Source organism: Streptomyces sp. NPDC049040, assembly GCF_043197715.1.
Classification (GTDB): domain Bacteria; phylum Actinomycetota; class Actinomycetes; order Streptomycetales; family Streptomycetaceae; genus Actinacidiphila.
Genome location: NZ_JBICTO010000001.1, coordinates 839689 through 851920, shown reverse-complemented (window position 1 = coordinate 851920; position 12232 = coordinate 839689). Strand labels below are relative to the sequence as shown.

Below are 12232 nucleotides of genomic sequence, written 5' to 3'. Positions count from 1 at the left end.
GACCCGATGGGATATGTGACATGGTGGGCAGTCGTCTCGTCCGGTTGTGCTCCTGTCCTTCTGGTCGCCGGTTCGACGACCGCGACGGTGCTGGAGGGACCCACGTACAACCCCGTGCGGCAGACGATCAGCGTCCTGGCGGCGGGACGGCCCGCGGGGTACTGGACGCTGACCGTGATGCTGGTCGCGCTGGGCCTGTGCCACGTCGCGACCGCCTGCGGGCTGCGCGCCGCCGCACTCGCCGGACGGATCGCGCTGGGCGCCGGCGGGGTGTGCGCGATGGTGCTCGCGCTCTTCCCCGCCCCCAAGACGGGCGGCTCCTTCTCGCACGGCTCGGTGGTCGCGGTGGGCTTCACGCTGCTGGCGCTGTGGCCGATCCTGGCCGCCGACCGGCGGGCGGGCGCACCGTGGGGGCTGCGGCGGGTGCCGTCCTTCACGGTGTCGGGGCTGATGGTCCTCGGGGCCGGGTGGTTTCTCATCGAGTTGCAGGTCCACGGCGCGGCGGGTGTCGCCGAGCGCGTCCTGACCATCGTGCAGTCCCTGTGGCCGGTGGTGGTGGTCGTGTCCTGCCTGCGGCATCCGCGCCGGGTGTGAACGGTCAGGATTCGAGAAGCGCGCAATGCGGGCCCGCGCTTAGCTTCGGGGCATGGCTTCCATCGAATCAGTCACCCTCGAAGCGGCCGAGCCCGCCGCCGCGGAGAAGTTCTACGCCGACGCCTTCAATCTCGGCACGCGGCTGCGCGTGCGGGCCGCCGAGGCGCCGACGAGCGGCTTCCGCGGCTTCACGCTGTCGCTCACCGTTCCCCAGCCGGCCACCGTCCACAGCCTCTTCGAGTCCGCGGTCAAGGCGGGCGCCACGCCGGTGAAGCCGGTCAAGAAGTCCTTCTGGGGCTACGGCGGCGTCGTGCAGGCGCCCGACGGGACGCTCTGGAAGCTCGCGACCTCGGCGAAGAAGGACACCGGTCCGGACACCGGGCAGATCGACCAGGTGGTGCTGCTGCTCGGGGCCGAGGACGTCTCCGCCGGCAAGAAGTTCTATGTCGGGCGCGGCCTCACGGTGGGCAAGAGCTTCGCCGGCAAGTACGTCGAGTTCGAGATGGCGTCGAGCCCGGTCAAGCTGGCGCTGTACGGGCGCAGGGCCCTGGCCAAGGACGCGGGCGTCGCCCCCGAGGGCAGCGGTTCGCACCGGCTCGTGATCGGCGGCGACAGCGGCACCTTCACCGACCCGGACGGTTTCGTGTGGGAGGCGCCGGCGGCGTGAGCCCCGCCCGCAGGGGAGCGCGCCGGGCGGCGCCGGACGCCGTGGCCTATGGCCGAAAAGCGGTGGTACGGGCGGCCCGCGCGGGCGGAGGATGGTCCGCATGCGCTACGCCGGATCACCCAGTTGGCTGATGCGGATCCAGTCCCCTCAGGGGCTCCTGATCGGCTTGTTCGTCCGCGACGCGGCAGGCCTGCACCCGCCGACGGCTGTCGACCTGCCGCCGCTGGAACCCGCGGTCGAGATGCGCGCGGGCCTCGTCCCGCTGGCCGTCCCGGAGGCGTCGGAGCAGTGGGCCCGCTGGTGGGAAAGCGAGCTGGAGCGCCCCGAAGGGCAGCAGCGCGGCTTCTCCCGGCCGTCCGCCCGGTACGGCGACGGGCCGGAGCTCAACGCGCTCGTCCAGGCGTGCTTCGACGACGCCGTGCGCTGGAGTTCGGAGCGGGGCCGTGAGGATTCGGCAGCCGCGGACGAGGCACTGGCGCGGGCCGATCCCGGCCCCGAGGGCGATCTGGTGGCCCGCGTCGAGGCGGAACTCGGGCGCAAGGCCCGCCCGTTCGAGCTGGACGTGACGGTGGTGCCGGTCGCCGGTGCGGCGGGGTGGCGCGCTGCCGGGACCCATGTGGTGGTGAGCCGTGCGCTGCGGGCGGACAGGGCGGCCTACCGCGAGTGGCTGACCCCGGTGGTGCGCGAACTGGCCTGACCGGTCCGCCCTGTGACCGGCCGACCCCATGGAAGGCCCGCCCCGTGACGGCCCGCCCATGACCGGCCGCCCCCATGCCGGGGCGCCCGTTGAAGGGGCGCCGCGGGTCCTGGCGGCGCGGCGGGAGCCGTGGGGCCGTCATAACCTGTTCCCCGTGCCCGCCTCCCGCCTGCATCGCGTCGCCGTCCTCGTGCTCGAAGGGGCGAAGCCGCTCGACGTCGGGATCCCTGCGCAGGTGTTCACCACCCGGGCGAGCATGCCGTACGAGGTGCGGGTGTGCGGGGCGGCGCCGGGCCTGGTGACCGGCGGGGAAGGGCTGTCGTACCACGTGGCCGACGGCCTTGAGGCCCTCGGCTGGGCCGACATCGTCTTCATCCCCGGCTACCGCTTCCCCGACCGCGAGGACCCGCCGCCCGCCGTGCTCGACGCGCTGGTCGCCGCCCGCGACCGGGGCGCGCGGCTCGCCGCCATCTCGACCGGGGCCTTCGCGCTGGCCGCCACCGGTCTGCTCGACGGCAAGCGCGCCACCACGCACTGGCACTACACGCGGCGCCTCGCGGCCAGGCACCCGCTCGTCCGGGTCGACGAGAACGTGCTGTTCGTCGACGAGGGCAGTGTGCTGACGTCGGCGGGTGCCGCCTCGGGCATCGACCTGTGCCTGCACATCCTGCGCGGGGACCTCGGGGTGGCCGCCTCGAACCACGCGGCCCGGCGCCTGGTCGCGGCCCCCTACCGCAGCGGCGGCCAGGCGCAGTACGTGCCGCGCAGCGTGCCGGAACCGCTCGGCGAGCGGTTCGCGGCCACCCGGGAGTGGGCGCTGCACCGGATCGGCGACCCGCTCACCCTCGGAATGCTCGCCCGGCACGCAGCGGTCTCCCCCCGCACGTTCTCGCGGCGCTTCGCCGAGGACACCGGCTACACGCCGATGCAGTGGGTCATGCGGGCCCGTGTCGACGTCGCCCGTGAGCTGCTGGAACGCTCGGAGCGGAGCATCGAGCAGATCGCGGCGGACGTCGGACTCGGCACGGGCGCGAATCTGCGGCAGCACTTCCAGCACATCCTCGGCACCACGCCGAGTGAATACCGGCGCACCTTCGCCCAGGGCGAGTAGGGCGCACCTCCCCGGGCGGACGTCCGCCGCCGCGGACCTGGCGCGATCCTTTCGAACCGTGGCGCTCACGCCGCCGCCACGGGCGGGCGCCACGCGCGAGCCTGGTGGCGAACCGAAGGGACACCGCTCATGACTCGTATCGCCATCAACGGATTCGGCCGCATCGGCCGCAACGTGCTGCGCGCACTGCTGGAACGCGACAGCGACCTCGACGTCGTCGCGGTCAACGACCTCACCGAGCCGGCCGCCCTCGCGCGGCTGCTCGCCTACGACACGACGGCCGGCCGCCTCGGCCGTCCGGTGACCGTCGACGGGGACACCCTCGTCGTGGACGGCCGCCGCATCAAGGTGCTCGCCGAGCGCGACCCCGAGCGGCTGCCGTGGGCTGAGCTCGGCGTCGACATCGTTCTGGAGTCGACCGGCCGCTTCACCTCGGCCGCCGCCGCCCGCACCCACCTGGCAGCCGGTGCGAAGAAGGTGCTGGTCAGCGCGCCCTCGGACGGCGCGGACGCCACCATCGCCTTCGGGGTGAACAGCGACGTGTACGACCCGGCCGCGCACACCGTCGTCTCGAACGCCTCCTGCACGACCAACGCGCTCGCCCCGCTGGCCGCGGTGCTCGACGAACTGGCCGGCATCGAGCACGGCTTCATGACGACGGTGCACGCCTACACGCAGGAGCAGAACCTCCAGGACGGCCCGCACCGGGACGCCCGCCGCGCCCGCGCCGCCGCCGTCAACATCGTGCCGACCACGACGGGCGCCGCCAAGGCGATCGGCCTGGTGCTGCCGAACCTCGACGGCAAGCTGTCCGGCGACTCGATCCGGGTGCCGGTCCCGGTCGGCTCGATCGTGGAGCTCAACACGACCGTCGCCCGCGACGTGACGCGCGACGACGTGCTCGCGGCCTACCGCGCGGCAGCCGACGGCCCGCTCGCCGGCGTGCTGGAGTACTCGGAGGACCCGCTGGTGTCCGCCGACATCACCGGCAACCCGGCGTCGGCGATCTTCGACTCGGCGCTCACCCGCGTGGACGGCCGGCACGTCAAGGTGGTCGCCTGGTACGACAACGAGTGGGGCTTCTCGAACCGCGTCATCGACACCCTCCAGCTGCTCGCCGGCTGACCGGCCCTCAGGACCGGCACGGGGAACGGCCCCGCCACCCGGGACCCCGGGCGGTGGGGCCGCCCGCTATCTGGCGGCCGGCGAGGCCAGGAAGGCCGTCACCCTGGTGACCCTCGCCGTGGCGGCGGTCACCTCGACGTCATGGTGCGGGCCCGACACGGTGAAGCGGACCCCGGGGCCGCCACCCGCGGAGGTCAGCGCGATCCGGTCCGGCGGGGTGCCGTGCCAGCCGGCGATGCGCAGGCCGGTCACCGCGTCGAGCAGCAGGGCGAACGCGAAGGCGTTGAGCCGCTGCTCCCGCCACCGCGGCGGCGACAGGTCCGGCAGGCCGTAGCGCTCGAAGCAGGCGGTGACACCCGGGCCGCGCTCGTCCACGTGCAGGCTGATGAGCCGGAAGCCGGTCAGGTCCGGCACCTCGCGGAAGAGTGCGGTGACCGCGGACGGGTCGTCCAGCAGCAGGGGCCATTCAGACCCGGCCATGGAAGCTCCTGTCCCATGCCTCGGCCGCCCCGTCCCCGAGCCGGTGGCGGTCGACGGCCCCGGTGTAGGAGTGCCGCTCGACCGTCCCGTCCACGCGGTAGGCGCTCGGCCTCCCCGCCCTGAGCGCGTCGGAGGCGGTGAACCGCAGGTCCACGCCGTCCGCGGCGACCTCGGCGCGCACCCGGCGCCGCGGCTCCCGCGCCAGCCGCACATCGGCGACGGCGCCCGCTGCCCAGCCGCGCCAGTCGAGGTCGGCCACGCCGAAGAACTCCAGCCGGCACTCGAAGCGGTCGTATCCCGCACCCGCCCATGCGGGCGGCGGCCGGTCGGGAAAGACCGGCAGCGCGAACCGCAGGACCAGGCCCGGTCCCACCCGCTCCAGGTGGACCGAGCGCAGGGCGATGCCTTGGAGCGGCGGCAGCACCGTGTAGTAGGCCCCGACGACCTGCCGGTCGGTGAGCAGGTCCGCCCAGTGCGGGTCCACGGCCGTCGCACTCCCCTCCGCTGCGGATCCGGGTCCGCACCGCGGCGAACTGTAGCGGTGCGGACCCGGCCCGCGGAGTCCCGCGTCGGTGCCGCGGGCTGCCCGCAGCCTCCTGCGTCGGTGCCGTCAGCTGCCCGCGGACCACAGGGTCGCCGTCGGGGCCTGCGGGGTGAGGACCGCCGTGCCCGTCCAGTCGGCGAAGGAGGCGGCCGGGAGGTAGTCCTGCCCGAGGAAGAAGGCGCGGGTGACGCCCGTGACGGTCAGCGACGCGCCGGTCTCCACCACCGGGGTGCGCAGGGCGACGATCTCCGCGATGTCGGACTGCTCGGTGCCCGCGGGGAGTTCGACGGTGGTGGCCGCGGTGCCCTCGCGGGTGATGGACCAGCTGGGGTCGACGTGGTCGGACCGGTAGAGCGTCGGGTCGCCCTTGAGCCGTACGCCGACGGACAGGCCCACGCTCCCCGCGTCCGTCGCGGGCGCCGCGGTGTGGGCGACGGCGAGGTAGAGATAGGTGCGCTGGTCGCCGAGTCCGGGGGTGGCCGGGTCGGAGGGCGACTCGATCTTGCCCTCGCGGGTCATCTCCTGGGCCATGACCGGGTAGAGCCACGGATTGACGTCCATCATGTGCTCGCGCGGCTGGCCCGCGGGCAGTTCCTGGACGGGCGCGGGCGAGAAGCGCATCGGGTCGTCCACGATGTCGCACAGGTTGTTGTTGGAGGTGCAGGTCTCCAGCCGCGGCCGGTCGCCCTCGTACGCGCCGGCGAAGACCAGCGTCTGGTGGTCGGCCGCCTGGTAGACACCGGTGCCGGGCACCGGACGGCCCTGCGCGTCGACCTCGACGCGGTACGCCCACTCGATGTCGGTGGTGCGGCCCCAGCGGGCCATCAGCGCGGGGGAGTTGGTGCCGCCGTCCTCGTTGCTCCAGATGACGGTGTACTGGAGCACCTTGTGTCCTGGCGTCCGCGCCGGCAGGACCTCGTGGTACTCGTACAGCGGCGCGTCCGTCGTGCTGCTCTGGAACGGGGTGCCGAGGTCGGCGAGGTTGCGGCCGTAGAGCACCGGCGCGTTGCGCAGCACGAGCCCCATGTCGGTGTCCTCGCCGTACACCTGCACCGCGACCGCGCCGAGCCGCGCGCTGCGGGCGCCGGCCGGGGAGCGGTCGGCGGCGAAGCGGAATTCCAGCCGGTGCGGGCCCTTGGCGAGCCGGCCCAGCGAGAAGCTGCGCGAGATCGGCTGGTCCGAGGGGATCACGATGTCGGTGGCGTAGCGGCCGTCGACGTACGCCGACACCACCGCGGACTCGCTGCCCGCGGTCCCCCAGGAGATCCCGGGGGCCTGGGACTCCAGCGTCACCACGGCCTCGCCCGACCGGCGCGCCACGAAGGGCACCGTCCGCGCCGGGCCGCCGCGCCGCACGGTGACGGCGGGCGGCCGCCCGTGGGCCGCGGTGCCGGGCCCTGCGTGCGTCCCGGCGGCCGCGGCGGCCGGCGTGGCGGTCAGGCCGAGGGCGGGCCCGGCGAGCAGCACCACCGCGGCGCCGGCCGCCAGTCCCGCGGTGCCGGTTCGGGGTCGCGACCTGCGAATGTCCTTCATGTCGGAATTCCTCTCAGCCGGGGTGCCGTCATGAAGAAGGTGCAGCAGGCGGGCGACGGCGGGGCGGCGCCCACCGCAACCCCGGCTGAACTTCCGTGCCTGAAGGGGCAGTCGGTGCGAAACGCGACAGCCGGGGCCGCGGGTGTCAGCCGAACATGCCGGGCCGGTAGTCGCCCGCGGGCTGCCGGGTGATGACGTTCACGCGGTTGTAGACGTTGATGAGGGCGATGAGCGACACCAGGGCGGCGAGCTGGTCGTCGTCGTAGTGCTTGGCGGCGTTCGCCCACACCTCGTCCGACACGCCTGCCGTGTCGGCGAGCCGGGTGCCCTGCTCGGTCAGCTCCAGGGCGGCGCGCTCCGCGTCGGTGTAGACGGTGGCCTCGCGCCAGGCCGCGACCAGGTGCAGCCGCTGCGCGGTCTCCCCGGCCTCGGTCGCGTCCTTGACGTGCATGTCGAGGCAGAAGCCGCATCCGTTGATCTGGCTGGCGCGGATCTTCACCAGTTCCTGCGTCGCGGCGGGCAGCGCCGAGTCGCCGAGCGCCTTCCCCGCCGAGTTGATGTACTTGGTGAACTTCTGCGCGACCGGCGTGCCGTAGATGTTCAGGCGAGCGTCCATGACGGGTTCCTCCGCTGCTGCGATGCGATCGTTTCCACAGCTCTGACGAAGCGGCCGGTGGGGATGTGACCGGCCCGGGTGTGACGTGGGTCTCCCGCGGCCCGGCGGCGCGGACCGGCTGTTACCTTCGCCCGATGTACTCGATCACCGAGCCCGCACTGTTCACCCGGCTGCGTGACGCCCGGCGCGTACTGGTCGCGGGAGCCGGCGGCGGCTTCGACATCTACGCCGGGCTCCCGCTGGCCCTCGCGCTGCGGGAGCAGGGCAGGCAGGTGCACCTGGCCAACCTCTCCTTCGCCGACCTCCACGGCCTGGACCTGGACGTGTGGCTCGACCACGACGTGGCCGCCATCCGCCCCGACACCGTCGCCAGGGGCGACTACTTCCCCGAGCGCACCCTCGCCCGCTGGCTCGAACTCAACGGGCTGCCCTCGACGGTCCACGCCTTCGCCCGCACCGGCGTGCAGCCGCTGCGCGCCGCCTACCGGGCGCTGATCGGCCATCTCGGCGGCGTCGACGCCATCGTGCTGGTCGACGGCGGCACCGACATCCTCATGCGCGGTGACGAGAACGGCCTCGGCACTCCCGAGGAGGACATGGCCAGCCTCGCCGCTGTGAACGCGCTGGAGGAGGTCCCGCAGCGGCTCGTGGTCTGCCTCGGCTTCGGCGTGGACGCCTACCACGGGGTCAACCACTCCCTCGCGCTGGAGAACCTGGCCGCCCTGGAGCGCGACGGCGCCTACCTCGGCGCCTTCTCCGTCTCGCGCGAGAGCCGCGAGGGCGCCCTCTACCTCGACGCCGTCGCCCATGCCCAGGCGGCCACTCCCGACCACCCGAGCATCGTCAACGGCTCGATAGCCGCCGCGCTGCGGGGCGACTTCGGCGACGTCCGGTTCACCGAGCGCACCAGGAACAGCGAGCTGTTCGTCAACCCGCTGATGTCGCTGTACTTCTGCGTGGACGCCGCGGGGCTCGCCCGCCGCAACCTCTACCTGGACCTGCTGGAGCAGACCGTGCTCACCCGGCAGATCAGCTCGATCATCGAGGAGTTCCGCGACGGCCTGCCGCGCCAGCGCCCGCCGCGCACCTTCCCGCACTGACCCGGACCGGCACCCACGGCCGCGGGGGGGGGGGGGGGGGGGGGGGGGGGGGGGGGGGGGGGGGGGGGGGGGGGGGGGGGGGGGGGGGGGGGGGGGGCGGGGGGGCCGCCCCCGCCCGGGGGGGGGGGGGGGGGGCGGGGCGGCCCCCCGCCCCCCGCCCCCCGCCCCCCCCCCCCCCCGCCCCCCCCCCGCCCCCCCCCCCCCCCCCCCCCCCCCGCGGGGGGGGGGGGGGGGGGGGGGGCCCCCCCCCCCCGCGGCGTGGGGAGGGCAGGGGACGCGGGGAGGCGTCAGGCCTGTCCCGCAACGCCCGCTGGGAGTTGCGGGAGAGTCCTCAGCCCGCCTGGCAGGAGAAGGACGGCCAGGTCGTGGAGCCGTTCTTCTGGATGGTCAGGCCCCAGTTGTTGCCGGCGCCGTTGGGTTTGGCGACCAGCTGGTACTGGCTCGGGTAGCTGGCGCTGATGTTCCAGGTCGACAAGACCTTCTCGGGCGCGGGGACGTTCACCGTCACGGTCCAGTTGCTGGAGCCGGAGACCGAGACGTTGAGGTTGTACCGGTCGCTCCACTGCTGGCCCGCGGTCACGTTCGCGGTGCAACTGCCGCCCCCGCCACCGGTGGTGCCGCCGTTGGTGGTCCCGCCGTTCGTGGTCCCGCCGTTCGTCGTGCCGCCGTTCGTCGTGCCGCCGTTCGTGGTGCCGCCGCTGGTGCCGCCACCGCCGTCGGGGGCGACCGCGCGGCCGGTCTGCGGCGAGATCATGCCGTAGCACAGGCCGCGACTGGCCAGGCCCTGGGCGATGCGCGGGATGGCGGCCAGGGTGTTCGCCGGCCACTCGTGCATCAGGATGATCTGGCCGTTCTGGAGCCGGGCGTTGGCCGCGACGATCGCGTCGACACTGGCGCCGTTCCAGTCCTGCGAGTCGATGTCCCAGATGACCTGCGTCAGGCCGTACTTGGACTCGACCGACTGGAGCGTCGAATTGGTCTCGCCGTAGGGCGGCCTGAAGAGCTTCGGGGTGCCGCCGCCCGCGCTGGAGATGGCCTGCTGGGTCCTGGACACCTCCGAGTCGATCTGCGACTGGCTCTCCTGGATCAGGTGCGGGTGGGTGTAGCTGTGGTTGCCCACCCACATGCCGGCGTTGACCTCCGCCTGCACCTGGGACGGGTAGGAGGCCGCGAACTGGCCCTCGTTGAAGACCGTGGCCCGCAGCCCGTTCTGCTTGAGCGCGTTGAGCAGGGCGGGCGTGTGGTCGTTGGACGGGCCGTCGTCGAAGGTGAGCCCGACGTAGCCGTTGCAGGTGGCCGCGTTCGACTGGGGGGCGCCGACGGTGAAGGTCAGCGTGGTCGCGACGGCCATCGCGGCGACGGCGAGTCCCGTGATCAGGCTGCGTGCCGACAGTTTTCTTGGAGATCGCATGGGGGGTGGGTCCTCCTCGGAAGGCTGGGGGGAGCGAGGCGGCGTGACACGGCGCCAGTTTTGATCCGGCCCCAGCGACTGTCAACGCTTTCGGCAATATTCACGAAAGGTTCGCTGCGTTCAGGCCGACCGCGGGCGGGAGTTGACCAGGTCATGGCCTGGTTCCGGTCTCACCAAGCGCACTTCACGCTCGGAATGCCGCATTCCATGATCGACGCAAGGGGTTGGGACTACGAAACTTTCGTATTGCTTCCGGGAGTTCGTGGCATGCCGATTCCCGCCCGGCGGATGCCGCGCTGCCGGGGCGGGACGGGTGGGGGGCAGTGGGGCGTCAGCTACCGGTGCAGGTCAGGGCGCTCGGCGCCGTGGCGGAGGGGGCGTTGGCGACGAAGCCGAAGGTGGTGGAGCCGTTGGCCGCGACGGTGCCGTTGTAGGGGGTGTTGGCGACCGTGATCGCCCCGCTGGTCCCGGAGGCCACCCCGTTCCAGAGGTTGCTGACGGACTGGCCGGAGGGCAGCGTCAGCCCAACCTGCCAGCTGTGCAGCGCGGTGCCGGCGTGGACCGACACCTCGGCCTGGTAGCCGCCGCCCCAGCTGCTGACCATGCTGAGGGTGGCGGAGCAGGCCCCCGTACCGCCGGTGGGTCCTCCGGTGGGGCTGCCCGTGGTGCCGGTCGTGGTGCCGGTGGAGGTCCCGGTCGACGTACCGGTCGAGGTCCCCGTGGAAGTCCCGGTCGACGTACCGGTCGAGGTACCGGTGCTGGTGCCGGCCGACGTGCCGCCGCCGGTGGTCAGCGTCGGGGTAGTCCAGGTCCGCCAGGAGGCCAGGTCGCCGGCCTTCGACGACGCGACCCTGAACACCGCGGGCGCGCTTCCCGTGCCCAGCAGGAATTTCTGGATGCTCGCCTGGAGCGGCGCCTTCCACTCCGGCCGTACCGCGCAGTGCGTGCCGTCTGCGACGTCGGACCAGTAGGAGATGTTGCCGCCCGCACCGAGCGCCTTGTAGACCTCGGCGCCGCCCAGAGCCGCCAGGCTGCCGGACTTCGCGCCCAGCCAGTCGACGTGCGGGTTCTCCATGATGAACGCCCCGCGCGGCGCGATCATCCCGACGATCTCGTGGGTGTCGACCGGCAGCCCCGCCGGATTGCCGGTGTACGAGCCGAACGCGTCGCCCAGCCAGGGCTGTTCGCTGTACGCGCTGCTCAACGGCTGCGAACCGCTCTCGGTCGGGATGCTCCGAAAGACATCAGTGCCGCCGGAGCCCGACTCGATCGGCATGGTCAGGGCGATGCGCTGGTCGAACGCGCCGGCCACGAACGCACCCTTGCCGTAGCGCGAGCAGCCGGTGACACCTGTCGCGTCGGCTTTCAGGATGTTCCCGCCGGACTGCTGGATGACGTCGATGATCCGGCTGACGCCCCACGACCAGGCCATCTCCAGGCCGGTCGTGCTGTTGGCCCCGTAGATGGTGTAGAAGGCGCCCTGCTTGTTGTTGCGCGGGGTGCCCTCCCTGCCGACGGTGTTCGGGTCGAAGTTGATGGTCGCGGCGCCGGACGCCTTGATGGTCGCGGTGTCCGCGATGCCGCCGTAGACGATGACGACCGGGAAGGGCCCGGTACCGCTCGGCAGGCTGACACTTGCCGAGAAGCTGGTGCTCTTGCCCTGGTTGGAGACGTTGACGGTGATGTTGGTGCTGGACACCGTGCCGGTGACGCTCGCCGGCTTGGCCGGCTTGGCGCCGTAGACGGTCGCCTCCGACTGCCGCTTGATCTCCTCACGCCGGCAGGTCCAGTCCGCGGTGCTGGTGATCCGCGAGCCGTCCAACTTGGTGAAGGGGTCGGGGAGTTTGGCGTTGGACGCCGTCTGGCCGCTGGAGACGGCGCAGCCCGCGCCGTCGTCCTCGACCGTGGACGCGATGAGCTGCCGCGCCGCGGCGGTCCCGCCGCCCGCGGCGCCGGCCTGCGGGATGAGTGCCGTGGTGGTCAGGCTCGCCACGGCCACGAAGGCCGCGGCCGCCCATACCCGGGGCCGGTATCTGGGGAAGCGCATGGAGGAACCTCCAGGTAGGGGCGCGCGGGCGGCGGGGAGCACCGCCGCCGGGCGGCGTGGGGGGAGGGAGGAGGGGGTGGGAGCGCTCCCATGTTAGGTACGGCCCCCAGGTGTGGCAAGAACCGGAACGCGGGCGCCTCAGCTTGGCCGTTTTCCCACCCGTACTCGCGAGTAGACCGCCCTCTCACCCGGACGGGATGGCGGAAACAGGCCACGATCTCGCCTCTGACCTGCATTTTTGTCAGACAAGGATTTCCAGCCACTTTCCGACACCAAGCGGAAACTTTCGGAAAGCAGGGACGGGCGG

At 73.1% G+C, this 12232-nt stretch carries 12 protein-coding genes; 6 read left to right on the top strand and 6 right to left on the bottom strand.

Annotation, left to right across the window (positions count from 1 at the left end; all coding sequences use genetic code 11):
• Positions 1-6 precede the first annotated feature (6 nt).
• From ACGFMP_RS03870 to gap, 5 genes are all read left to right on the top strand, one after another.
• Positions 7-594 (top strand): DUF998 domain-containing protein, encoded by a 588-nt coding sequence (locus ACGFMP_RS03870; RefSeq protein ID WP_393670059.1) that lies wholly within the window; start codon positions 7-9, stop codon positions 592-594.
• A 52-nt stretch (positions 595-646) separates the two neighbouring features.
• Positions 647-1261 (top strand): glyoxalase, encoded by a 615-nt coding sequence (locus ACGFMP_RS03865; RefSeq protein ID WP_393670058.1) that lies wholly within the window; start codon positions 647-649, stop codon positions 1259-1261.
• Positions 1262-1361: 100 nt separating this feature from the next.
• Positions 1362-1958, top strand: coding sequence for a hypothetical protein (locus ACGFMP_RS03860; RefSeq protein ID WP_393670057.1), 597 nt, complete (start codon positions 1362-1364; stop codon positions 1956-1958).
• Between the two features lie 154 nt (positions 1959-2112).
• Positions 2113-3069, top strand: a complete 957-nt coding sequence (locus ACGFMP_RS03855) for a GlxA family transcriptional regulator (RefSeq protein ID WP_393670055.1) — start codon at positions 2113-2115, stop codon at positions 3067-3069.
• Between the two features lie 129 nt (positions 3070-3198).
• Complete coding sequence (gap, locus tag ACGFMP_RS03850; RefSeq protein ID WP_393670054.1) at positions 3199-4194, top strand: type I glyceraldehyde-3-phosphate dehydrogenase; 996 nt, start codon at positions 3199-3201, stop codon at positions 4192-4194.
• Positions 4195-4260: 66 nt separating this feature from the next.
• Here gap and ACGFMP_RS03845 read toward each other — a convergent pair whose 3' ends face one another.
• The 4 genes from ACGFMP_RS03845 to ACGFMP_RS03830 form a co-directional block, all read right to left on the bottom strand.
• The gene (locus ACGFMP_RS03845) at positions 4261-4674 is read right to left on the bottom strand and encodes an Imm50 family immunity protein (protein WP_393670053.1); all 414 of its coding nucleotides are present in this window, start codon (positions 4672-4674) and stop codon (positions 4261-4263) included.
• Positions 4661-5158: an Imm50 family immunity protein gene (locus tag ACGFMP_RS03840; protein WP_393670052.1), complete on the bottom strand. Its 498-nt coding sequence runs from the start codon at positions 5156-5158 to the stop codon at positions 4661-4663. The genes ACGFMP_RS03845 and ACGFMP_RS03840 overlap by 14 nt, the downstream gene beginning before the upstream one ends.
• Before the next feature lie 126 nt (positions 5159-5284).
• Complete coding sequence (locus tag ACGFMP_RS03835) at positions 5285-6751, bottom strand: hypothetical protein (RefSeq protein ID WP_393670051.1); 1467 nt, start codon at positions 6749-6751, stop codon at positions 5285-5287.
• Positions 6752-6896: 145 nt separating this feature from the next.
• Positions 6897-7367, bottom strand: a complete 471-nt coding sequence (locus tag ACGFMP_RS03830; RefSeq protein WP_393670049.1) for a carboxymuconolactone decarboxylase family protein — start codon at positions 7365-7367, stop codon at positions 6897-6899.
• A 134-nt stretch (positions 7368-7501) separates the two neighbouring features.
• On the opposite strand from ACGFMP_RS03830, the gene ACGFMP_RS03825 reads away from it, so the two are divergent.
• The gene (locus tag ACGFMP_RS03825; RefSeq protein ID WP_393670048.1) at positions 7502-8467 is read left to right on the top strand and encodes a DUF1152 domain-containing protein; all 966 of its coding nucleotides are present in this window, start codon (positions 7502-7504) and stop codon (positions 8465-8467) included.
• 331 nt (positions 8468-8798) lie between these two features.
• Here ACGFMP_RS03825 and ACGFMP_RS03820 read toward each other — a convergent pair whose 3' ends face one another.
• Together ACGFMP_RS03820 and ACGFMP_RS03815 are read right to left on the bottom strand one after the other, a co-directional pair.
• Entirely contained in the window at positions 8799-9878 is a 1080-nt protein-coding gene (locus ACGFMP_RS03820; RefSeq protein WP_393670047.1) for a polysaccharide deacetylase family protein, read from the bottom strand.
• A gap of 331 nt (positions 9879-10209) precedes the next feature.
• On the bottom strand, positions 10210-11925 hold the full coding sequence (locus ACGFMP_RS03815; RefSeq protein WP_393670045.1) for a cellulose binding domain-containing protein: 1716 nt from the start codon (positions 11923-11925) through the stop codon (positions 10210-10212).
• Between the last annotated feature and the right edge of the window lie 307 nt (positions 11926-12232).